Below are 21,037 nucleotides of genomic sequence, written 5' to 3' on the forward strand. Positions count from 1 at the left end.
GTTTTATTCCAGGTTCTGCACCTGCTCCCGCATCTGCTCGATCAGCAATTTGAGCTCCATCGACGCATCCGCCAGCTCTTTGACCGATGCCTTGGCGCCCAGCGTATTCGCTTCGCGGTTCAATTCCTGCATCATGAAGTCGAGGCGCTTGCCGACCTGGCCGCCCTTCTTCAGGATGTGGCGCGTCTCGTTCAGGTGCGCCGACAGGCGCGACAGTTCTTCGGAAACGTCGATGCGGATGCCATATAAAGTGACTTCCTGGCGGATCCGTTCGAATACTTCCTGTCGCGTCAGCGTCGACGGATTGCCGTGGCCGGCCAGGCCCAGCGCATCCTGCATGCGCTCGACGGCTTTCTGCTGGAACTGGGCGATGACTTGCGGGATCAGCGGGGTGATGCGCTTGACGATGGCTTCCATCGAATCGATGCGCGATTGCAGCATCGTTTCCAGCGCCGCGCCTTCGCGCTTGCGGCTTTCGACGAAGGCGGCGATGGTCTTGGCGGTGAGGGCGGCGACGTCGGCCTGAAGCGATTCCTGCCCGATGTGCGATTCCTCGACCACGCCGGGCCAGCGCAGCAGCTCGGCCACCGACATGGCTTGCGCCTGCGGGAAGTGCTGGCTGACTTCGCCTTGCAAGCGGGCCAGGTCGGCCAGCAGCGCCTGGTTCAGCGCCTGGGCGCCGCCGGCGACCTTGCGGCCGAAGGACAGGCGTGCTTCGACTTTGCCGCGGGTAATGGCGGCCATGATGGCGGCGCGCAGGTCCGGTTCCAGCGCGCGCAGTTCGTCGTTGATACGGAACTGGAGATCGAGAAAACGCGAATTGACGCTCTTGATCTCGATCGTCAGGGTGCCCGCCGCGCCTTCGCTGGTGGCCACCGCATAGCCTGTCATGCTTGAAATGCTCACTAAAGTCCCCGGTTTTTATTCTTTACAAGTCCGACATTTATCCACACAATCGCCGTGTTATGCAAGGAACTCTTCAGTATGGCCGCACAAAATAACGCACCCTTGCCGGAAGGGCTGGAGATTGCCGGTTATCGCATTGTAAAGAAAATCGCGTCTGGCGGGTTCAGTATTGTCTATCTTGCATATGATGCCGAAGGCAGCGCGGTGGCCATCAAGGAGTACCTGCCCAGCGCGCTGGCGCTGCGCCAGCCGGGCGAACTCGTGCCCCTGATCGCGCGCCCGAACCAGCCGCTGTTCCGTATCGGCCTGAAGTGCTTCTTCGAGGAGGGCAGGGCGCTGGCGCGCATCAACCACCCGAACGTGGTGCGCATCGTGAACTTCTTCCGCGCCAACGATACGGTCTACATGGTCATGGCCTACGAGTCGGGCCAGTCGCTGCAGGAGCACATCGCGCGTATGATGGCCAAGGGCGGCCGCCTGGGCGAGGGTTTTGTCCGCAAGACCTTCGACGGCGTCTGCCGCGGCCTGCGCGAAACCCATGCCAACAAGCTGCTGCACCTGGACCTGAAGCCGGCCAATATCTACCTGCGCAGCGACGGCTCGCCCATCCTGCTCGACTTCGGCGCCGCGCGCCAGGCGGCCGGGCTTGACTCCCCCATGCTGGCGCCGATGTACACCCCGGGCTTCGCGCCGCCCGAGCTCTACATTAAGGGCCAGCCGCTCGGTCCCTGGTCCGACATCTACAGCCTGGGCGCGGCCATGTACGCCTGCATGTTCGGTACGCCGCCGCAGGCGGCCGATGCGCGCAAGCAGGGCGACAAGCTGGACGACCAGTTCGCCAAGCTGGAAGGCGCCTATTCGCCCGAGCTGGTGGCGACCGTGCGCGCCTGCCTCGCGCTCGACCCGATGGCGCGTCCGCCCAGCGTGTTCGCCGTCCACAAGGTACTGCAGGCCGCACCAAGCAAACCGCTCGCGGCGGAACCTGAAGCACCGGCGCCGCAGCCCACTGCCGGGTTGCGCGGCCTGCTGGGCCGCATCGGCGGCTTTGGCCGCCAGGGCAAATAAACCAATCACAGGCAACCAGGAGCCGCCATGCAGTTTTCCGTCTACCAGCACAGCCACATCGGCGGGCGAAAGCTCAACCAGGACCGGATGGGCTACTGCTTCACGCGCGACGCGCTGTTGCTGGTGCTGGCCGACGGCATGGGTGGCCACCAGCATGGCGAGATCGCCTCGACCATCGCGATGCAGACCCTGTCGATGATGTTCCAGATGCAGGCCCGCCCGACCATCAAGAAGCCCGAGCGCTTCTTGGAAGAGGCGCTGCTGCAGGCCCATCGCGACATCCTGGCCTATGCCGCGCGCCACCAGCTGGCGGAAAGTCCGCGCACCACCGTGGTCGTCTGCCTGGTGCAGCACGGCTGCGCCATCTGGGCCCATTGCGGCGACTCGCGCCTCTACTGGACGCGCCGCAACCAGGTGCTGGCGCAAACGCGCGACCACTCGCACCTCGAATACCTGATCGCCAAGGGCCTGGCCAGTCCGGCCGAGCGCGCTACCCACCCCGACCGCAACAAGCTGTACAGCTGCCTGGGCGGCAGCAGCACGCCGCGCTTCGAGCTCTCGCGCCAGGCCAGCCTGGAAGCGGGCGACGTGCTGCTGCTTTGTTCCGACGGCCTGTGGTCCATGGTGCCGGATGCCGAGATTGTCCAGAAGCTCGACAGCCGCAGCGTGGTGGAGGCGGTGCCGGAACTGGTGAACATGGCGGTCGCCATCGGCGGCCCGCGCGCCGACAACACCACCGCGCTGGCGATCCGCTGGCAGGGCGCCGACCATCCCGGCGCCGCCGATCCGAACGTGATCTCGACCCAGCTCCTGCCCGAGGACCAGGTCAGCAGCACGATCAGCAATGCCGGCGCGCTCGATCCCGATGCCGCCATCGACGCCGACCCCTTCGACGAAGACGCCATCGAAAAGGCGATCGCCGAGATCAACCAGGCGATCGAGAAATCGTCCCAATTACTTAAATAAAAAGGTTCACCATGACGTTCAGCACCCGCCCGAGCGGCCGCGCAGTCGACCAATTGCGCAACATCCGCATCACCCGCCAGTACACCAAGCACGCCGAAGGTTCGGTCCTGATCGAGTGCGGCGACACCAAGGTGATCTGCACCGCCAGCATCGAAGAGAAGGTGCCGGGCTTCCTGAAGGGCAAAGGGCAGGGCTGGCTGACGGCCGAATACGGCATGCTGCCGCGCTCGACCCACACCCGCATGGACCGCGAAGCCGCGCGCGGCAAGCAGTCCGGCCGCACGCAGGAGATCCAGCGCCTGATCGGCCGCTCGCTGCGCGCCGCCTTCGACCTGGAAGCTTTTGGGGAGCGCACCCTGCACCTGGACTGCGACGTGATCCAGGCCGACGGCGGCACCCGCACCGCCTCGATCACCGGCGCCATGGTCGCTGCCTACGACGCCTTCAGTGCGCTGGTTGCACGCGGCGCATTGACCGCCGTGCCCGTGAAGCATTTCGTGGCCGCGATCTCGGTCGGCGTCTACCAGGGCACGCCGGTGCTGGACCTGGATTACGTCGAGGATTCGGGCTGCGATACCGATATGAACGTGGTGATGACGGAGGCGGGGCATTTTATTGAAGTGCAGGGGACGGCGGAAGGCGCCGCGTTCGACCGTGCGGGCATGAATCGCTTGCTGGACCTGGCTGACAGCGGAATCAAGGAACTGGTGCGTTTGCAGAAAGGCGCACTGGGTTTGTAGGGTGGGCATGCCCACGCGGGAACTTTGCAATGTGTTGGCTTCGTTTTAGGAAAGACCGCGCCAACACGATGCGAGCGTCACGCGCGGGCATGCCCGCCCTACGAACGGGGTAAAATATGCGCTTCGTTTCCGCGCCTGACTTCCCACCATGACCCAACGCCTCGTCCTCGCCTCCAACAACGCCGGCAAGCTGAAGGAATTCCAGCAAATCCTCGGCCCGATCGGTTTCACCCTGCACCCGCAAGGCGAATTCGACGTCCCGGAAGCGGAGGAGCCGCACGCCACCTTCGTCGAGAACGCGCTGGAAAAAGCCCGCCATGCCGCGCGCTTGACCGGCCTGCCGGCGCTGGCCGACGACTCCGGCGTGTGCGTGAACGCGCTGGGCGGCGCGCCGGGCGTGTATTCGGCGCGCTTCGCCGGCGAGCCGAAATCGGACGCGCGCAACAACGCGAAACTGGTGGCGGACCTGGCCGGCAAGGAAGACAAATCGGCGTATTACTACTGCGTGCTGGTCTACGTGCGCCACGCCGATGACCCGCAACCGGTGATCGCCGATGGCCGCTGGGACGGCGTCATCATCGACACGCCGCGCGGCGGGAACGGCTTCGGCTACGATCCGCACTTCCTGATTCCGGAACTGGGCAAGACCACGGCCGAGCTGACCCCTGACGAAAAGAATGCGCGCTCGCACCGGGGCCAGGCCCTGCGCGCACTGGTCGAGAAACTGAAATGATTCCGATTAAAGTCGCGGGTTCGACCTCGAAGGAACCGCGTAATCCCGCCACCGCGGCCCTGCAATACCTGCAGCCGGGCGCCCTCAACCTGACGGCCTTGCCGCCGCTGTCGCTCTACATCCACTTCCCCTGGTGCGTGCGCAAGTGCCCGTACTGCGACTTCAATTCGCACGAAGCGAAGGGCGAACTGCCGGAAAAGGACTACCTGGACGCGGTGCGCCTCGATCTCGAACAGTCGCTGCCGCTGATCTGGGGCCGCAAGATCCACACGGTCTTCATCGGCGGCGGCACGCCGAGCCTGATGTCGGCCGCAGGGCTGGACCGGCTGCTGTCGGACGTGCGCACCTTGCTGCCGCTGGAGATCGACGCCGAGATCACGATGGAAGCCAACCCCGGCACCTTCGAGATCGAGAAGTTCCGCCAGTTCCGCGACAGCGGCGTGAACCGCCTGTCGATCGGCATCCAGAGCTTCAATGGCGAACACCTGAAATCGCTGGGCCGCATCCACGACGAACGCGAAGCCTTGCGCGCGGTCGAGATCGCGACCTCGACTTTCGAGAACTTCAATCTCGACCTGATGTACGCGCTGCCTTCGCAGACGCTGGCACAGGCCGAGCACGACCTGAAAACGGCGCTCTCGTTCGCGCCGCCGCACCTGTCGCTGTACCACCTGACGATGGAACCGAACACGGTCTTCGCCAAGTATCCGCCCAGCCTGCCCGACGACGACGCCAGCGCCGACATGCAGGACATGATCGCGGAAACGATGGCGGCCGGCGGCTACGACCACTACGAAGTCTCGGCCTATGCGCGGCCCGGCCGCCAGGCGCGCCACAACCTGAACTACTGGACCTTCGGCGACTACCTCGGCGTCGGCGCCGGCGCGCACTCGAAGCTCTCCTTCCCGCACCGCATCCTGCGCCAGGCCCGCTTCAAGCAGCCGGGCTCCTTCATGGAAGCGGCCAAGCGCGGCAACCCGATCCAGGAAGAACACGAGATCGCCCGCGCCGACATGGGCTTCGAGTTCATGCTCAACCTGCTGCGCCTCACGGGCGGCTTCGATCCGAACCTGTTCAACGAACGCACCGGCATGAGCATCACCGCCATCAGCAAGGCCCTGGACGCCGCCGAAGCCAAGGGCTTATTGACCCGCGACTTCAAGCTGATCCGCCCGACCGAACTCGGCCAGCGCTTCCTCAACGACCTGCAAGAGATGTTCCTCGGCGAGACCAAATGAAGGCATTCAATTCGTAGCCTGGGCTCTCGAGCCCAGGATTCACCGCCTGCACCCCGCTGCCCGCCTTATCCCTGCTTCGCCCCTGCCAACGCCACAATCGTCTTCGCCAACCCGTTGACGACCCGCGCCATGCTCTCGTAATCGAGCTTCTCCGGCGTATCCTGCGCCGTGTGGTAATACGGATAGCGCATGAAGGCCGTATCCGTAATCATCAGCGCCGGATACCCATGCCGGTTGTAGGAAGAATGATCCGACAGCGTCACCCCGGTCGTATGCGCCGGCGCCGCCAGTCCCTCGGCCGGAAACTCCGAATGCGCCCGGAATGCCGCCAGCGCCTCGCGCACCAGGCTCGATGATTCCAGCGTGCCGACAAAGGCAATGAAGTTACCGGTGGACGGATAGCGGCCTTCGAGTCCCGGCGGCAGCTGCTGGCTGTTCGGCGCATCCGTGTAATACCCCATCGTTTCCAGTACCAGCGCTGCCTGCACGGGCTGGCCCTGGCGCTTCATCTCGGCCGCATGCACCATGCTGCCCATCTGTTCGCCCATGAACCAGGGCGGCTCCTCGTTCACGAACAGGACGAAGCGCAGTTCGGTCCCGGCGCTGAGCTGCACGTTCTTCAGCAGGCGCGCCAGCTCCAGCACGGCCGCCGTGCCGCTGCCGTTGTCGTTCGCGCCCGGCGCACCCGGCGCCGAATCGTAGTGCGCACCAACGATGAAGATCCGGTCCGGGCGCTTGCCCGGAGCAACATTACTCACCGCGACCTCGATATTGCGCACGCGCTGTCCGCCGGCGGCGTATTCCTGGCGCGCCGGCCGGTAGCCGGCCTCCGTCAACGCCGTTTCGATGTAGGCGGCCGCGCGCTCGAGCGCGAGCGGTGTGCCCGTGTTGTGCTCGCTGGACGCGATTGCGCTCGCGTGCGCACGCAGGCGCTCGTCCAGCGGCGGCGCAGCGGCGGCGGAAGTGGAGGTCGGACTCACCGTCAGCACCGCGACCAGGATGAGCAGGATGAGCGCGACAAGGACTTTCCAGTGTGAATGAAAAAAATTCCGCATGACAGTCTCTCGGCGTCGGTTGAAGCCATCAACTGGTAGACCGGTTCAGTCTAGCCAAGTTCACGCAGCGGGGACGCACGAGTGCGCCAGTGCATCGCGATACGAAAAGCCGCATCTGCATGCGCGATTCCGAGTCATATCTTGCCGATCTGAACCCGCCCGAATCGAGATTGTTTCGTGATGCCCCCATTTTTGGCTCTTGCAGCTGGCAGACGCTGCCCTAGACTGAATCATCCGCAATCGGCATTGCCCATTGCGGCTCTTCCAGGGCAGGGCACCGCGCCGACCCGCGTGGTGACTGTCCCGAACGCCCATCCACGCTTCGTGAAGGAATCCATCATGCGTCCGCACTCTCTGCTGCTCCCCGCCTCCCTGCTGTTGCTGGCCTCCAGCGCGCTCGCCCAGACCCAGGCTTATCCGCAGACCGCACCGCTCTCGACCGTGCAGGTGACGGCGCCGATGAAGACAGTCTGGATCGACCCCGTCCAGGCACGCGAGCTGGCCGGTTCGTATGCGATGTCGAACGGCTGGCATATGAAGGTACGTCCGGCGGCCCGCTACATCGACGCCACTATCGACGACCAGCAACCGATGCGGCTCTCCTCGGTAGGTAACGACAGGTTCGTCTCGGCCGACGGCAACGTGACGATGGACTTCAACCGCGGCGAGGCCGGCGACGAGATGCTGATGAGCTATCGGCCCGATCCGCGCCTGGCCCAGGTCGTAGTGATCTCCTCGCGGCTGGCGCAGCGCTGAGCGGTCGCGAGACAAGCGCGCCTCTCGATTGCGGCGCGCCTGTTTCCACGGCCCAGCCTTGCTTCACCAAGGAATAGTCATGCGACCTCTTTCCCTCCTGCTTCCCGCATCCCTGTTCGTGCTGGCCGCGAGCGCCGGTGCACAGCAATTACCTTACCCGCAGTCCGGCGCGGCCACGCTTAATACCGTCCAGGTGACGGCGCCTGCCAGGGCATACTGGGTGCGCCCCGACGATGCGAAACAGATCGGCGGCGATTACGAGCTGTCGAACGGCTGGTTCATGCGCGTCAAGACCGCGCCGGAGTACATCGAAGCCACCATCGACACGCAGCAACCGATCCGCCTCACCGCGGTTGCACGCAACAAGTTCGTCTCCGCAGATGGCAGCGTCCACATGGTGTTCGCCCAGGGCGTCTGGGGCGATGAGATGACGATGCGCTATCGGCCCGATCCGGCCCTGGCCCAGGTAGTGGTCCTGACGTCGCGGGTGGCGCAGCGCTAAAAAGCTGGGATCAGGTCTGACATTCGGACACGGCCTCAGCCGCTGCTCATGCCTGCGCAGCAGCGCGGCCTTGCTGTATATTCTGGGCGTGCAAACCCCATCCCAACTCCTGTTTCTTCCCGGCGCGTCCGGGCAACGACAATTCTGGCATCCGGTGTCCGGCCTGCTGGCGCACCCGGCATCCAGGGTGCACGTCACCTGGCCCGGCTTCGACGGCGTGCCGCGCGACCCGGCCATTCGCAGCATGGACGACCTGGTCGGCGGAGTCGTCGACCGCATCGACCGCCCGAGCGCGCTCATCGCCCAGTCGATGGGCGGTGTCGTCGCGCTGCGCGCGGCGCTCCGCATGCCCGAGCTCGTCACGCACCTCGTGTTGTGCGTGACATCGGGTGGCATCGATCTGTCGGCGTTCGATGCCCAGGACTGGCGTCCGGCCATGCGCGCCGCCCAGCCCGATTTGCCTGACTGGTTCATCAGCTACCGGGAAGACCTGGCGCCCCGCCTGCCTGGGCTGGGTATTCCGACGCTGCTGTTGTGGGGCGATGCGGACCCGATCAGCCCGGTGCAGGTCGGGCAGCGCTTGGCCAGCCTGCTGCCTCGGGCGGCGCTGCATGTCTTCCCTGGCGCCGATCACAGCCTCGGCTGCACGCTGGCAGCGCGTGTCGCGCCGCTCATCGACCGCCATTTGATGTCGGGGCAGGCATGATGCTGCCGGATTATCTTCCCTCGTTCAGGCAAGCCGTCAGCGCCGACATCCCGGCGATGTCGCGCATCCGGCTTTCCGTGACCGAAAACGTGCTGTCTGATCCGGCGCGCGTCACGCCGCAAATGTACCTGGACTTCCTCGACAAGTCAGGCCGCGGCTGGGTCGCGGAAGGCGATGGCGAAGTCGTCGCTTTCTGCTACGCGGACAAGGAGAATGCCTCGATTTGGGCGCTCTTCGTCCGCCCCGGACACGAAGGACGCGGCCTCGCCAAAACACTCCTCGTACTGGCAGCCGACTGGCTGTTCGCGCTGGGCCACGAGCGCGTCCACCTGAGTACGACGCCCGGCACCCGGGCCGACCGCTTCTATGCAGCGCAGGGATGGCTGCGCCATCCACCTGAAGCGAAAGAGGTCGTTTATACGCTGAGCAGGCGAGCATAAAAAAACCGAGACACGCAGTCTCGGTTTTTTTACGACGCAGCCGCCGATCAGCGTGCCGCTTGCGCGTTCGACGCCGGCTCGCTCCAGCCGCCGCCCAGCACGCGGTACAGCGTGACCTGGTTCTGCAGGCGCGCCAAGTTCGCCTGCACCGCCAGCTGCTGGGCCTGGAACAGCGAACGCTGGGCGTCCAGCAGGTCGAGGTAGCTGGCCGCGCCGCTCTTGTAGCGCAGGTCGGACAGGTTGAAGCGGTCCTGCTCGGCCAGCGCCACGGCGCGCTGGGCGCGCAGCTGCTCGCTGAACGTCGCCTGGCCGGCCAGGGCGTCCGCCACTTCACGGAACGCGGTCTGGATCGACTGCTCGTACTGGGCCACCGCGATGTCGCGGCCGGCTTTCGCCGCATCGACGCCGGCGCTCACGCGGCCGAGGTCGAAGATCGGCAGCACGGCCTGTGGTGCGAAGGTCCAGCCGAAGGAGCCCGACTTGAACAGGCCGGACAGCTCGGTGCTGGCGCTACCGACGGAGCCGGTCAGCGAGATGCGCGGGAAGTAGTTCGCGCGCGCCGCGCCGATGTTGGCGTTGGCCGCGATCAGCTGCTGCTCGGCCGCGCGGATGTCCGGACGGGCGATCAGCAGGTCGGAGGGCAGGCCGGCCGGCAGGTCGGGCAGCTCGGTCGTCGCCAGGGTGGCGCCCGGCACCAGGTTGTCCGGGATCGTCTGGCCCACCAGCAGGGTCAGCAGGTTCACGTCCTGGGCGCGCTGGCGCTGGAATTGCGCCAGCGTGGCGCGTGCCGTTTCGACCAGCGAGGCCGACTGCTGCAGTTCCAGCTTCGAGACGACACCGTTCTCGAAACGCAGGCGCGTCAGGCGGTCCGACTCTTCGCGGGTTTTCACCGTCTGCTCGGTGATGGCCAGCAGCTCCTCGTCGGCCAGCATCGTCAGGTAGGTGTTCGCCACCTGCGCGATCAGGCTGATCTGCGTCGTCTTGCGCGCTTCCTCGGTGGCGAGGAATTGCGCCAGCGCGGCCTGCGACAGGTTGCGCACGCGGCCGAACAGGTCGAGTTCGAAGGCCGAGACACCGAAGCCGGCCTGGTACACGCTCGAAATCGGCTGGTCTTCGCCGGTGGTCTGGCGGTTGCCGCTGACGATCGCCGAAACGGTCGGCACACGGTCGGCGCGCGTGATGCGGTACTGGGCGCGCGCCTGCTCGATGTTCAGGATCGCCACGCGCAGGTCGCGGTTGTTCGCCAGCGACAGCTCGATCAGCTGGCGCAGGCGCGCGTCGGCGAAGAAGCGCTGCCATTGCAGGTTGCTAGGTGCTTCCGTGGTTGCCGTCGGCAGCGTGGTGCCGCCGCTCTTCGGCAGTTCAGGGAAGGCCTGCGCCACCGGCGCGGCCGGACGTTCGTACTTCGGTGCCAGCGACATGCAACCCGCCAGCGTCATTGCCAATGCAAGTGGAGTCAGTTTTTTAAGTTGAGCGATCATATTTTTTCCTGAATTGCGGTCGCGGCATCTTCCTCGTGCGCGTACTTCTTGCGCTGGCGTTCGCTGCCCTTGAAGATCTTGCGCACCACGACAAAGAACATCGGGACGAACAGCACGCCCAGCGTCGACGCGGTCATCATACCGCCCATCACGCCGGTACCGATCGCGCGCTGCGAGGCCGAGCCGGCGCCGCCTGCGATCACCAGCGGCAGCACGCCGAGGATGAAGGCCAGCGAGGTCATGATGATCGGACGGAAGCGCAGGTGCGCCGCCTCGATCGCCGCTTCCATCGGCGAGCGTCCCTGCGCCTGCAGGTCCTTCGCGAATTCGATGATCAGCACCGCGTTCTTCGCCGCCAGGCCGATGATGGTCACCAGGCCGATCTTGAAGTACACGTCGTTCGGGTAGCTGCGCAGCATGGCCGCCAGCACGGCGCCGAGGATACCGAATGGCACCACCAGCAGCACCGACACCGGGATCGACCAGCTTTCATACAGCGCGGCCAGGGCCAGGAAGATTGCCAGCAGCGAGAAGGCCATCAGGATGCCCATTGTGCCGCCGGAGAGCTGTTCCTCACGCGACTGGCCGGTCCACTCGAAGGCGAAACCAGGCGGCAGCTTGGCGGCCAGCTTTTCCATCTCGGCCAGCGCGTCGCCGGTCGAATAACCCGGCTTGGCGTCGCCCGAAATGCTCATCGCCGGATAGCCGTTGTAGCGCAGGGTCTGCATCGGACCGGTCACCCACTTGGTGGTGGCGAACGAGGACAGCGGCACCGGCTGGCCCTGGGCATTCAGGGCGTTCAGGCGCAGCAGGTCGTCCGGCTGCATGCGGGCTGCGGCTTCGGCCTGCACCACGACACGCTGCAGGCGGCCGGCGTTCGGGAAGTCGTTCACGTAGCTCGAACCCAGCGCGGTCGAGATCGCGGTATTGATCGAATCGAAGCTCACGCCCAGGGCCTGCGCCTTGTCGCGGTCGATGTCGAGCATGACCTGCGGCGCATCTTCCAGACCTTCCGGACGCACGCCGGTCAGGATCGGGCTTTGCGACGCCATGCCGAGCAGCTGGTTACGCGCTGCGAGCAGGGCGTTGTGGCCGTTGCCGCCGCGGTCCTGCAGGCGGAAGCTGAAACCGGTGCCGCGGCCCAGTTCCGGGATCGGCGGCGGCGACAGTGCGAAGATGAAGGCATCGCGCACGCCCGACAGGCCGCCGATGATGCGGCCGGCCAGGGCCTGGGCGCTCGAGCCTTCGCCCTTACGCTCGCTCCAGTCCTTCAGCGGGATGAACGCGAGTGCCATGTTCTGGCCCGCGCCCGAGAACGAGAAGCCCAGCACGCTGACCATGTTCGCCACTTCCGGCTGCTTCATGATGAAGTTTTCGGCGGTGCGCATGACCTCGTTGGTGCGCTCCAGCGTCGCGCCAGGCGGCAGCTGGATGTTGGCGATCACGTAGCCCTGGTCTTCGTTCGGCAGGAAGGAATTCGGCAGGCGGTTAAACAGCAGCACGACCAGGCCGATCACGAGCACGAAAGCGACCAGCGCACGGCCCGAGCCGCGGATCAGTTTACCGACCCAGCCTTCGTAGCCCTTGGCGGTACGCGCGAAGCGGCGGTTGAACCAGCCGAAGAAACCCTTCTTCTCGTGGTGGTGGCCGGCTTCGACGGGTTTGAGCAGGTGCGCGCACAGGGCAGGGGTCAGCGACAGCGCCAGGAAGGCCGAGAAGGCGATCGAGGACACCATGACGACCGCGAACTGGCGGTAGATGTTACCCACCGCACCGGCAAAGAAGGCCAGCGGCACGAACACCGACATCAGGACCACGGTCACGCCGATGATGGCGCCCGAGATCTGGCTCATCGCCTTGCGGGTCGCCTGCAGCGGCGGCAGGCCTTCTTCCGACATGATGCGCTCGACGTTCTCGACGACCACGATCGCATCGTCGACGACGATACCGATGACCAGCACCATGCCGAACATGGTCAGCACGTTGATCGAGTAGCCCAGCGCGAGCAGGGTACCGAGGGAACCGAGCAGCGCGACCGGAACCACGATGGTCGGGATGATCGTATAGCGGAAGTTCTGCAGGAACAGGTACATCACCAGGAACACCAGCACCAGCGCTTCGACCAGGGTATGCAGCACCTGCTCGATCGAGATGTCGATGAACTTCGAGCTGTCGAACGGCACGGTGGCCTTCATCCCATGCGGGAAGAACTTCGACAGTTCGTCCATGCGCTGGCGCACCAGCTTCGCGGTCTCCAGGGCGTTACCCGATGGCGCCAGCTGGACGCCGATACCGGTGGATGGTTTACCGTTCAGGCGCGCCGAGGTGCCATAGGCCTGGCCGCCGATTTCGAGGCGGGCCACGTCCTTCAGGCGCACGGTCGAGCCGTCCGGGTTCGCGCGCAGCACGATGTTGCCGAATTGTTCGACGGTCGACAGCTGGCCGGTCACGACCACGGTCGCGGTGATTTCCTGGCCTTGCGCCAGCGGCAGGTCGCCGATGGTGCCCGACGCCACCTGGGCGTTCTGGCTGCGGATCGCATTGTTGACGTCGGCCGGCGACAGGCGGAAGCCCACCAGCTTGGCCGGGTCGATCCAGACGCGCATGGCGCGCTCGGTACCGAACAGCTGCGCGGTACCGACGCCTTTGATGCGCTGGATCTCGGGCAGGACCGTACGCGAGGCATAGTCGCCCAGCGCGATCGGGTCCCACTTCGGATCGTCCGACGAGAGGATGGTAAACAGCAGGAAGTTCGCGCGCACCTTGTCGACGCGCACGCCCTGCTGGTTCACCGCCGCCGGCAGGCGCGGGGCCGCGCGTGAAAGGCGGTTCTGGACGTCGACCTGGGCCAGCTCCGGATTGGTGCCGGTTTCAAAGGTCAGGGTGATCGAGCCGCTGCCGTTGGCGGTGCTGCTCGACTCCATGTAGACGAGGCCCGGGGAGCCGTTCATCTCGCGTTCGATGACGGAGATGACGGAATCTTCCAGGGTCTGTGCCGACGCGCCCGGATAGGCGGCGTTGATCACGATCGATGGCGGAGCCACGTTCGGATACTGGGCGATCGGCAGCTGGGTGATCGAGACCGCGCCGATCACCATGATGAACAGCGCGATCACCCAGGCGAAAATAGGGCGGTCAATAAAGAAACGTGCCATTGCAATAGTCCTGTTCTGTGCCTGGAACGCTTAGCGTGCGGTCGAGGCGGCGGCCGGTGCGGCGCCCGCGGTGGAGCCCGACGGGGCCGAAGCAGGCAGCTGGCGCGCGTTGTTGGCGGCAGCCTGGCCGGCATTCGCCGTGGCGTTCTGACCGCCGGCTGGCGCGGCTGGTGCGGCGGCAGGAGCGGCGGCGGTAGCTTCCGCGCGCGGCTGCCATGGCACTGCCTTGACCGGCGTACCCGGCGGCAGCATCTGCAGCTTCTGGAAGCCGTCGACCATCACGCGTTCGCCTTCCTTCAGGCCTTCGGTGACGACCCAGTTCGAGCCCTGGCCGGACGCGATCTTGACGGTGCGCGGGGTCGGCTTGTTGTCGGCGCCGACGACCATCAGGGTGTCGCCCTGGGCGCCACCGCGGGTGACGGCCTGCTGCGGCACCACGATGCCGTTCGGGACCTGCGACTGGGCGACGCGCACGCGCACGTACTGGCCCGGCAGCAGGGCGTTGTCCGGGTTCGGGACGGTGGCGCGCAAGGTCACCTGGCCGGTGCCCGGATCGACGGTCACGTCCGAGAACAGCAGGCGGCCCTTGGTTGCCAGTTCGGTGCCGTCGTCGAGCAGAACGGTGACCGGCATGTCCTTGGCCAGGCCGTTGCCGTTGGCGGCCTGCTTACGCAGGCGCTGCAGCTCGGTGGCCGACTGGGTGATGTTCAGGTACATCGAGCTGGTTTGCTGGATCAGCGCCAGCTGGGTGCCTTCGGTCGCCGAGACGAGGGCGCCTTCGGTGACGAGGGCGCGGCCGATGCGGCCCGAGATCGGCGCGTTCACGCTCGCGTAGCCGGAATTGATCTGGGCGATGCGGACCTGGGCGCGCGAGGCGGCGACGGCGGCTTCAGCCTGCTTTTGGGCGGCAACGGCGTTGGTATACTCCTGCTTGCTGATCGCATTGGCTTCGACCAGCGGCTTGTAGCGCTCGGCCTGGGCGGCGGCCTGGGTCAGCGTGGCCTGGGCGCGGCCGAGGTCGGCCTGGGCAGCGGCCAGCTGGGCCTGGTAAGGTGCCGGGTCGATCTGGAACAGCGACTGGCCTTCCTTGACTTCGCTGCCTTCGGTGAACAGGCGCTTGAGCACCACTCCGTTGACGCGGGCGCGGACCTGGGCGGTGCGCACCGGCTCGGCACGTGCCGGCAGTTCGGTTTGCAGCGCAACCGTTTCGAATCGGGTGGTGACGACGCCGACTTCCGGCGCCGGCATCTGGCCGCCGGCGCCAGGACCGGCCTGGGCGGCGTCCTTCTTGCCGCAGGCCGACAGCAGGGTCACCGCCATCAGCGTGCAGGCGGCGATCCGAGTGAGGGATAGGTGTGAGGAGTGGGCAGAGCGCATTACGTGCTTCCTTCTGGTTTTTTGGAAAAGACGCAACCGCCCTCAGGTATCCTCTTGGGACCTGCGCACGGTTGCATCACTGGCTTTGTCGAATTTTTTTATATACTATCACGAGTGTATGTTTAACGTGCAGGACCACACAAAAACGGAGAAGACATGGCCCGCAGGACCAAAGAAGAAGCGGCAGCCACGCGAGACAGCATCTTAGATGCTGCGGAGAAATTGTTTGTCGAACAAGGCGTATCGCGTACGACCTTGCAGCATATCGCAACGGCCGCCGGTGTGACGCGCGGTGCAATTTATTGGCATTTCGACGACAAGGGCGCGCTGTTCAACGCCATGATGGAGCGGGTGACACTGCCTTTCGAGTGTGCCCTGAGCGGGCTCGGCAAGTCGGACGCCAGCACCGTGCTGGGCGATCTGCGCCAGTTCTTCGTCGAGATCTTCCGCGTCACGGAAACCAATCCGCAGGCGCGGCGCGTACTGGAAATTGCTTCACTTAAAGTAGAGTTCGTCAGCGAGATGGACGCCGTACGCGTACGCCGGCGCCAGAGCAAGGGCGACCTGATCGCCCAGGTGGTCGAGCGTCTGGAGCTGGCCCAGTCCGGCGGGCTGATCCGGCAGGACGTCGATCCGCGCCTGCTGGCCACCGGCATGTGGGCCCTGATGGATGGCCTGATCCGCAACTGGATGTTCGAACCGGGTTCCTTCAGCTTGGTTGCGCTCGGCGACAACATGATCGGCACCGTGCTCGACGGGGTCCGCACCGGATAAGTTCGCCCCCGAAGGATCTTGAACCCGCCGCATCCTCGCGCCGGGTGCCGCCGTATGTATGTTTCATATGGCGTATATCCAACAAGTTTGTCCCAAATCAATATCTTTCCTGTAGGATCACGCCTTTACCGTGCGTCCCGGAAAGTCCGGACTCGGCGCCCTGGTTCACTCATGCATGAGAGCCGTAGGCGTTTGCCGTAAGGCAAGACGTACACCGGCCTTTGTTATCCGGACTTCATGGAGACATCCCTGACAGCGCTGCGCAGCCGGCCTCGCATGGTCATCGCCTGTGTTCTGATCGTGCTGGCCGCGTTCACGGTCGAGGCGCGACGTTGGGCCGTCTCCACGCCGCCTTCCATCCAGGCCAAAAGCAGCCTGCCGACCCGGGCCGTACTGACCGAAACGGCAAAGTCGCTGATCCCGATGCCTCCCGATACGCCATCCGCGCATGCTAGTACGCTGGCGTCGGTGCCGGGCGGCATGCTCGCATTCTGGTGGGCCGGCAGCCGCGAAAGCGGTCCCGACGTGAAGGTGTACGCTTCTCGCTGGACCAACGGCAAGTGGAGTGCCCCCTGGGAAGTCGCCAGCCGCGAGAGCCTGGGCAAGGCGCTCGGCTTCGGTGTGCGCCGCGTCGGCAATCCGGTCGCCTGGACCGCGCCCGACGGCCGCGTGCATTTATATGTGGTGGCGACCGGCCTGGGCGGCTGGGCGGCCTCGCGCATCGTGCACATGGTGTCGAGCGACGCCGGCGCCCGTTTCGAGACGCGCCGCATGCTGCCGCTCTCTCCGCTGTTCAATACCAGCGTGCTGGTGCGCACCTCGCCGGTCGGCCTGGCCGACGGCGGCTGGTGGCTGCCCCTGTATTTCGAGATCGGCATCAAGTACCCGATGCTGATGGCCTTCGACCGCGACGGCGAGCCGACCCGCGTCGGCCGCATCGGCGAAAGCATGTCGACGCTGCAGCCGGCCATCGTGCGCGTTTCGCCGACCGAGGTGCGTGCCTGGATGCGCGACGCCGGCGGCGAGCAACGGGTGCAGCAGGCCCTCAGCCGCGACGACGGCGCCAGCTGGGAAGACCTGCCTTCGCTCGACCTGTCCAGCCATAACACCTCGCTGGCCGTGATCCGCCTGACCAGTGGCGAGATGCTCATGCTGCACAACCATGTCGGCGCGGACGATTCCTCGCGCAGCACTCTGCGCCTGTCGATCTCGAAGGATGGCCAGGTCTGGCGCACGATCGGCGATATCGCCGACGGCAAGGACGGCGACGAATTCTCCTATCCGACGATGCACCAGGTCGGCCAGGAACTGCATATCACCTACACCCATCAGCGGCAGGCGATCGCGCATCACACCTACCGTATCGCCACCGGAGAGAATATCTGATGAGTTTGCCTGACCTGGCTTTCCAGATCGTGTACGGCCGGCTGGCCTGGGGCATTGTGCTGCTGGCCCTGGTGGCGGCGCTGATTCCGCCAGGCTGGCGCCTTGGGCGCCGCGTGCTCGGCGCCGCGGCTGCCGGCGTCGCCCTGCTGATGGCCCTGCCCGGATCACTGTCACCGGCCTGGGGTCTCGGCCTGGCCTTCCAGTATCCGAGCGGCCTGCTGGTGGGCTGCTGCCTGCTGGGGCTGCATGCGCGCTGGCGCAAGGAACCGGTGCCGGTCATGATGCCGGTCTCGCTGGCCGCGCCGCTGGCGATCGCCGGCGCCGCCCTGTATCTCGACGCCATGGGCCTGCTGGCCCAGGGTTACTATTACGCCGCCTTCGGCCCGGTCGGGGCGCCGCTGCTGGCGCTGCTGGGCGTGGCCGGCTGCGCGCTGGCGATCGCGCGCGGGCAAGGCCGGGGCCATGCCCTCGTCCTGCTGGGCGCGCTGCTGCTGTACACGCTGCTGCGCCTCCCGAGCGGCAACCTGTGGGACGCGATCCTCGACCCGCTGCTGTGGGGCTGGGCCGTGGTGGCACTGGTGCGGCATGGCCTGCGCCGTTATGCCCGCTCGAAGCGCCGCGGCGGCGAGGCAGATCAGGGACTCACTCCCGAGCTGCAGCCCGTTGATCTTCAGCCGCTGTTCGCGGCGGGCGGCATCGAACATCTATCATCAAGCAAGGAGCAAGTGAGTGGTAAACAGTAATTGGTATAAGCATCCCGTGATCGTCATGGCGATCGCGATCAACGTCTTCCTGCTGGGCCTGGCCGTGGCCTGGTCCGGCAACAGCCAGCAGTTGTCGCGCCTGCTGGTCGAAGACGGCATCGTCGAGTGGATGCAGTTCCTGTGCTTTGCAAGCATCGCCGGCATGCTCGGCTTCGTGTTCATGGAACGCCTGAAACAGCCGCAGCGCTCGAGCCTGGAGCTGCTGGCGCTGGCCGGCCTGACGGTGCTGGTCGCGCTCGCGGCGCTGGAAGAGATCAGCTGGTTCCAGCGCATCCTGAAGGTGAGTTCGCCCGACTTCTTCGTCCAGAACAACCGCCAGGCCGAGACCAACCTGCACAACCTGGCCATCGGCAGCAGCGGCAGCATCCACAAGACGATCCTGCTCAAGCTGATCCTGATCGTCGGCCTGACCCATAACCTGGTGCTGCCTTTCCTGGCGCGCACCCGTCCCGGCATTGCCCGCTGGATCGAGAACCTGGGCGGCTACCTGCCGCCGCTGGGCGCCTCGGTGATCTACGTGGTCCTGGTCGCACTCTCGCACGCCCTGGTCGACCACCCGCGCAAGGGCGAGCTGGGCGAAGTCTTTGGCGCCGTGCATTACATGGCGACCGTGTTCTACGCCTATTTCGTCGGCTTCGGCTACGGCAAGCCGGCGCTGTTCGAAGCGCCGGTCGAGAAGCGCCGCCTGTCGACCCTGTTCGCCATGCTGATGGCCTTCCTGCTGCTGGTGTCCTGGCTGCTGAGTGCCGGCGCAGGCGCCGTGCAGATGCTCGGCGGCGAGTGATCCTGTAATCATCCCACTGCCCGGGCCCTCAGCGCCCGGGCGCATCGATCCAACGAACCTCTCTCCACGCTTCCATGCAACGCATCACACGACTTCTCGATGGCTGGGCAGTGCGCCTGGCACGCCTCACGCGCTGGGCCGGACCGTACGCCGGCCTGGTCCAGATGGTTCTGCTCGGCGCGGCGCTGTTGACGCTGTCGCGCGCGCTGCTGGTCGCCTGGCAGTGGGAGCGGGTGAGTGCGGCGAATATGCTCGGCACCATCATGCTGCAGGGCGTGCGCGCCGACCTGATCCTGCTCGGCTACTTCCTGGTCCTGCCGCTGCTGCTGGCGCCGGTGCTGGCGCAGCGCTTCGCCGTCAAATGGTGGCGGCCGCTGGTAGCAAGCTGGGGCACGATCGCGCTGGTCTTCATCGTCTTCATGGAGACGGCCTCGCCGCCCTTCATCGCCCAGTTCGACGTGCGTCCGAACCGCCTCTTCATCGAATACCTGGCGCATCCGAAGGAAGTGACGGCGATGCTGTGGGAGGGCTTCCGCGCGGCCGTGCTGCTCGGCCTGGCCTGCACGCTGCTGCTCGGCGCGGCCCTGTACCGGGTGCTGCGCCGCGCGTCCTTCGATGCCGTCACCTGGCCGCGCCGCACCGTGCTGCTGACCTGGCCCCTGCTGGTGGTGCTGGTGTTCTTCCAGGTGCGCTCGACGACGGCGCACCGGCCGGCCAATCCGGCCCTGTTCGCGCTGACCAAGGATGCGCTGGTCAATTCGCTGATCATCAATTCGCCCTGGTCGGTGATGGACGCGGTCAATTCGCTGGGCAAGGAAGCGCGTTCGTCGGAGATCTACGGCGACATGCCGCGCGAGCGCGTGCTGGCCGAGGTCAAGGCCCAGCCCTGGCTGAGTACCTACCAGTATCCGCAGGCGGAGCTGCCGACCCTGCACCGCCAGGAAGCGGCCGTGCAGCGCACCAGGCCCCTGAACCTGGTGATCGTGCTCGAGGAAAGCCTGGGCGCGACCTTTGTCGAATCGCTGGGCGGCCTGCCGGTCACGCCGGAGCTGGAAAAGCTGAAGGGTGAAGGCTGGTGGTTCGAGCAGCTGTACGCCACCGGCACCCGTTCGGTGCGCGGCATCGAGGCCGTGGTGGCGGGCTTCCCACCGACGCCGGCGCGCAGCGTGGTCAAGCTCTCGCTGTCGCAGCAGAATTTCTATACCCTGGCCGCGGGCCTGAAGGAGCAGGGCTACCACACCGAATTCGTGTACGGCGGCGAAGCGCATTTCGACAACATGCGCAGCTTCTTCACCGGGAACGGCTTCCAGAACATCGTCGACCGCGCGCAGATGAAACCGAAGTTCGAGGGCAGCTGGGGCGCCTCAGATGAGGACCTGTTCGACAAGTCGCTCGAGCGACTGAAAACCCTGCACGCGCAGGACAAGCCTTTCTTCAGCCTGATCTTCAGCTCCTCGAACCACGAGCCCTTCGAATTCCCGGACGGCCGAATCGACCTGCACGACACGGCCAAGCAGACCGTCAACAACGCGGTGAAGTATGCCGATTTCGCGCTCGGCAAATTCATCGCCGCGGCCAAGAAGGAAGCCTACTGGAAGGACACGGTCTTCCTGATCATCGCCGACCACGACACCCGGGTCTACGGCAACAGCCTGGTGCCGATCAAGAAGTTCCACATCCCGGGCCTGATCCTCGGCGCCGACATCGAACCGAAGCGCATCCGCACGGTCGCCAGCCAGATCGACATCGGCCCGACGCTGCTGTCCTTGATGGGCGTGTCGAGCGAGCACCCGATGATCGGGCGCGACCTGGTGCGCGACAGCGAGGGTCCGGGCCGCGCCCTGATCCAGTTCCAGAACAACTTCGCCTACCTCGAAGACGGCTCGGCGACCATCCTGACGCCGGACCACGCGCCCATGCTGGGCCGCTACGACCCGGCCAAGGGCCAGCTGGCGATCGGCGCCGACAAGCCGGGCCAGGCGCAGGTGGACAAGGCGCTGGCGCATGTGATGTTGCCGTCGCTGCTGTATCGGCAGCAGCAATATAAACTCCCGCGCTAATGTAACGCGCGGGCATGCCCAGTGAACCCGCAATTGAGGCCATTGGCCTCAATTGCCCCTACCTTACGCGACGGCCTGGATCAAGAATGAGGACGGTGGTGCACCGTAGGGCGGGCATGCCCGCGCACTGGTCTCGGCGGGCCAGCTGC

The 21,037-nt window shown here is 65.8% G+C and carries 19 protein-coding genes; 14 read left to right on the forward strand and 5 right to left on the reverse strand.

What is annotated here, in order from left to right; all coding sequences use genetic code 11:
- Positions 1-3: 3 nt before the first annotated feature.
- A complete protein-coding gene (locus C2862_RS22625) occupies positions 4-891 on the reverse strand; it encodes a YicC/YloC family endoribonuclease (protein ID WP_136222980.1) in 888 nt (295 codons plus the stop codon).
- Between the two features lie 93 nt (positions 892-984).
- Between C2862_RS22625 and C2862_RS22630 the strand changes: the two genes are divergently transcribed.
- The 5 genes from C2862_RS22630 (at position 985) to hemW (ending at position 5,648) form a co-directional block, all read left to right on the forward strand.
- Positions 985-1,971, forward strand: a complete 987-nt coding sequence (locus C2862_RS22630; RefSeq protein ID WP_136222910.1) for a serine/threonine-protein kinase — start codon at positions 985-987, stop codon at positions 1,969-1,971.
- Between the two features lie 27 nt (positions 1,972-1,998).
- Positions 1,999-2,937, forward strand: a complete 939-nt coding sequence (locus C2862_RS22635; RefSeq protein WP_136222912.1) for a PP2C family serine/threonine-protein phosphatase — start codon at positions 1,999-2,001, stop codon at positions 2,935-2,937.
- Between the two features lie 11 nt (positions 2,938-2,948).
- Positions 2,949-3,677 (forward strand): ribonuclease PH, encoded by a 729-nt coding sequence (gene rph, locus C2862_RS22640; RefSeq protein ID WP_136222914.1) that lies wholly within the window; start codon positions 2,949-2,951, stop codon positions 3,675-3,677.
- A gap of 148 nt (positions 3,678-3,825) precedes the next feature.
- Positions 3,826-4,410, forward strand: a complete 585-nt coding sequence (gene rdgB, locus C2862_RS22645; protein ID WP_136222916.1) for an RdgB/HAM1 family non-canonical purine NTP pyrophosphatase — start codon at positions 3,826-3,828, stop codon at positions 4,408-4,410.
- Positions 4,407-5,648, forward strand: a complete 1,242-nt coding sequence (gene hemW / locus C2862_RS22650; RefSeq protein ID WP_136222918.1) for a radical SAM family heme chaperone HemW — start codon at positions 4,407-4,409, stop codon at positions 5,646-5,648. The genes rdgB and hemW overlap by 4 nt, the downstream gene beginning before the upstream one ends.
- A gap of 65 nt (positions 5,649-5,713) precedes the next feature.
- On the opposite strand, the gene C2862_RS22655 is transcribed toward hemW, so the two are convergent.
- The gene (locus tag C2862_RS22655; protein WP_136222920.1) at positions 5,714-6,703 is read right to left on the reverse strand and encodes a M28 family peptidase; all 990 of its coding nucleotides are present in this window, start codon (positions 6,701-6,703) and stop codon (positions 5,714-5,716) included.
- A gap of 339 nt (positions 6,704-7,042) precedes the next feature.
- On the opposite strand from C2862_RS22655, the gene C2862_RS22660 reads away from it, so the two are divergent.
- The 4 genes from C2862_RS22660 (at position 7,043) to C2862_RS22675 (ending at position 9,107) form a co-directional block, all read left to right on the forward strand.
- Positions 7,043-7,459, forward strand: coding sequence for a hypothetical protein (locus C2862_RS22660; RefSeq protein ID WP_136222922.1), 417 nt, complete (start codon positions 7,043-7,045; stop codon positions 7,457-7,459).
- A gap of 79 nt (positions 7,460-7,538) precedes the next feature.
- Complete coding sequence (locus C2862_RS22665; protein WP_136222924.1) at positions 7,539-7,961, forward strand: hypothetical protein; 423 nt, start codon at positions 7,539-7,541, stop codon at positions 7,959-7,961.
- 88 nt (positions 7,962-8,049) lie between these two features.
- On the forward strand, positions 8,050-8,667 hold the full coding sequence (locus C2862_RS22670; RefSeq protein WP_136222982.1) for an alpha/beta fold hydrolase: 618 nt from the start codon (positions 8,050-8,052) through the stop codon (positions 8,665-8,667).
- Positions 8,664-9,107 (forward strand): GNAT family N-acetyltransferase, encoded by a 444-nt coding sequence (locus C2862_RS22675; protein WP_229467562.1) that lies wholly within the window; start codon positions 8,664-8,666, stop codon positions 9,105-9,107. The genes C2862_RS22670 and C2862_RS22675 overlap by 4 nt, the downstream gene beginning before the upstream one ends.
- Positions 9,108-9,154: 47 nt before the next feature.
- On the opposite strand, the gene C2862_RS22680 is transcribed toward C2862_RS22675, so the two are convergent.
- Genes C2862_RS22680 through C2862_RS22690 form a run of 3 tightly spaced genes read right to left on the reverse strand, consistent with a single transcriptional unit; the run spans position 9,155 to position 15,120 of the window.
- Positions 9,155-10,588, reverse strand: a complete 1,434-nt coding sequence (locus tag C2862_RS22680; RefSeq protein ID WP_136222926.1) for an efflux transporter outer membrane subunit — start codon at positions 10,586-10,588, stop codon at positions 9,155-9,157.
- Positions 10,585-13,743 carry an efflux RND transporter permease subunit gene (locus C2862_RS22685; protein WP_136222928.1) on the reverse strand — a complete coding sequence of 1,053 codons (3,159 nt, stop codon included), beginning with the start codon at positions 13,741-13,743 and terminating at the stop codon, positions 10,585-10,587. The genes C2862_RS22680 and C2862_RS22685 overlap by 4 nt, the downstream gene beginning before the upstream one ends.
- A 30-nt stretch (positions 13,744-13,773) precedes the next feature.
- Positions 13,774-15,120, reverse strand: coding sequence for an efflux RND transporter periplasmic adaptor subunit (locus tag C2862_RS22690; RefSeq protein WP_136222930.1), 1,347 nt, complete (start codon positions 15,118-15,120; stop codon positions 13,774-13,776).
- 156 nt (positions 15,121-15,276) lie between these two features.
- On the opposite strand from C2862_RS22690, the gene C2862_RS22695 reads away from it, so the two are divergent.
- The 5 genes from C2862_RS22695 (at position 15,277) to C2862_RS22715 (ending at position 20,888) form a co-directional block, all read left to right on the forward strand.
- Positions 15,277-15,894, forward strand: coding sequence for a TetR family transcriptional regulator (locus C2862_RS22695; protein WP_136222932.1), 618 nt, complete (start codon positions 15,277-15,279; stop codon positions 15,892-15,894).
- Between the two features lie 237 nt (positions 15,895-16,131).
- On the forward strand, positions 16,132-17,280 hold the full coding sequence (locus tag C2862_RS22700) for an exo-alpha-sialidase (RefSeq protein ID WP_136222934.1): 1,149 nt from the start codon (positions 16,132-16,134) through the stop codon (positions 17,278-17,280).
- Positions 17,280-18,023, forward strand: a complete 744-nt coding sequence (locus C2862_RS22705) for a hypothetical protein (protein WP_136222936.1) — start codon at positions 17,280-17,282, stop codon at positions 18,021-18,023. Before C2862_RS22700 ends, C2862_RS22705 begins: the two co-directional genes overlap by 1 nt.
- A complete protein-coding gene (locus C2862_RS22710; RefSeq protein WP_136222938.1) occupies positions 18,010-18,828 on the forward strand; it encodes a hypothetical protein in 819 nt (272 codons plus the stop codon). Before C2862_RS22705 ends, C2862_RS22710 begins: the two co-directional genes overlap by 14 nt.
- 74 nt (positions 18,829-18,902) lie before the next feature.
- Positions 18,903-20,888 (forward strand): LTA synthase family protein, encoded by a 1,986-nt coding sequence (locus tag C2862_RS22715; RefSeq protein ID WP_229467563.1) that lies wholly within the window; start codon positions 18,903-18,905, stop codon positions 20,886-20,888.
- The last annotated feature ends 149 nt before the right edge of the window (positions 20,889-21,037 follow it).

Source organism: Massilia sp. Mn16-1_5 (assembly GCF_004798585.1).
Lineage (GTDB): Bacteria > Pseudomonadota > Gammaproteobacteria > Burkholderiales > Burkholderiaceae_D > Telluria.

Coding starts and splice junctions, on each gene's coding strand:
- C2862_RS22625 (WP_136222980.1), bottom strand. CDS start 891: ATGACAGGCTATGCGGTGGCCACCAGCGAAGGCGCGGCGGGCACCCTG.
- C2862_RS22630 (WP_136222910.1), top strand. CDS start 985: ATGGCCGCACAAAATAACGCACCCTTGCCGGAAGGGCTGGAGATTGCC.
- C2862_RS22635 (WP_136222912.1), top strand. CDS start 1,999: ATGCAGTTTTCCGTCTACCAGCACAGCCACATCGGCGGGCGAAAGCTC.
- rph (WP_136222914.1), top strand. CDS start 2,949: ATGACGTTCAGCACCCGCCCGAGCGGCCGCGCAGTCGACCAATTGCGC.
- rdgB (WP_136222916.1), top strand. CDS start 3,826: ATGACCCAACGCCTCGTCCTCGCCTCCAACAACGCCGGCAAGCTGAAG.
- hemW (WP_136222918.1), top strand. CDS start 4,407: ATGATTCCGATTAAAGTCGCGGGTTCGACCTCGAAGGAACCGCGTAAT.
- C2862_RS22655 (WP_136222920.1), bottom strand. CDS start 6,703: ATGCGGAATTTTTTTCATTCACACTGGAAAGTCCTTGTCGCGCTCATC.
- C2862_RS22660 (WP_136222922.1), top strand. CDS start 7,043: ATGCGTCCGCACTCTCTGCTGCTCCCCGCCTCCCTGCTGTTGCTGGCC.
- C2862_RS22665 (WP_136222924.1), top strand. CDS start 7,539: ATGCGACCTCTTTCCCTCCTGCTTCCCGCATCCCTGTTCGTGCTGGCC.
- C2862_RS22675 (WP_229467562.1), top strand. CDS start 8,664: ATGATGCTGCCGGATTATCTTCCCTCGTTCAGGCAAGCCGTCAGCGCC.
- C2862_RS22680 (WP_136222926.1), bottom strand. CDS start 10,588: ATGATCGCTCAACTTAAAAAACTGACTCCACTTGCATTGGCAATGACG.
- C2862_RS22685 (WP_136222928.1), bottom strand. CDS start 13,743: ATGGCACGTTTCTTTATTGACCGCCCTATTTTCGCCTGGGTGATCGCG.
- C2862_RS22690 (WP_136222930.1), bottom strand. CDS start 15,120: ATGCGCTCTGCCCACTCCTCACACCTATCCCTCACTCGGATCGCCGCC.
- C2862_RS22695 (WP_136222932.1), top strand. CDS start 15,277: ATGGCCCGCAGGACCAAAGAAGAAGCGGCAGCCACGCGAGACAGCATC.
- C2862_RS22700 (WP_136222934.1), top strand. CDS start 16,132: ATGGAGACATCCCTGACAGCGCTGCGCAGCCGGCCTCGCATGGTCATC.
- C2862_RS22705 (WP_136222936.1), top strand. CDS start 17,280: ATGAGTTTGCCTGACCTGGCTTTCCAGATCGTGTACGGCCGGCTGGCC.
- C2862_RS22715 (WP_229467563.1), top strand. CDS start 18,903: ATGCAACGCATCACACGACTTCTCGATGGCTGGGCAGTGCGCCTGGCA.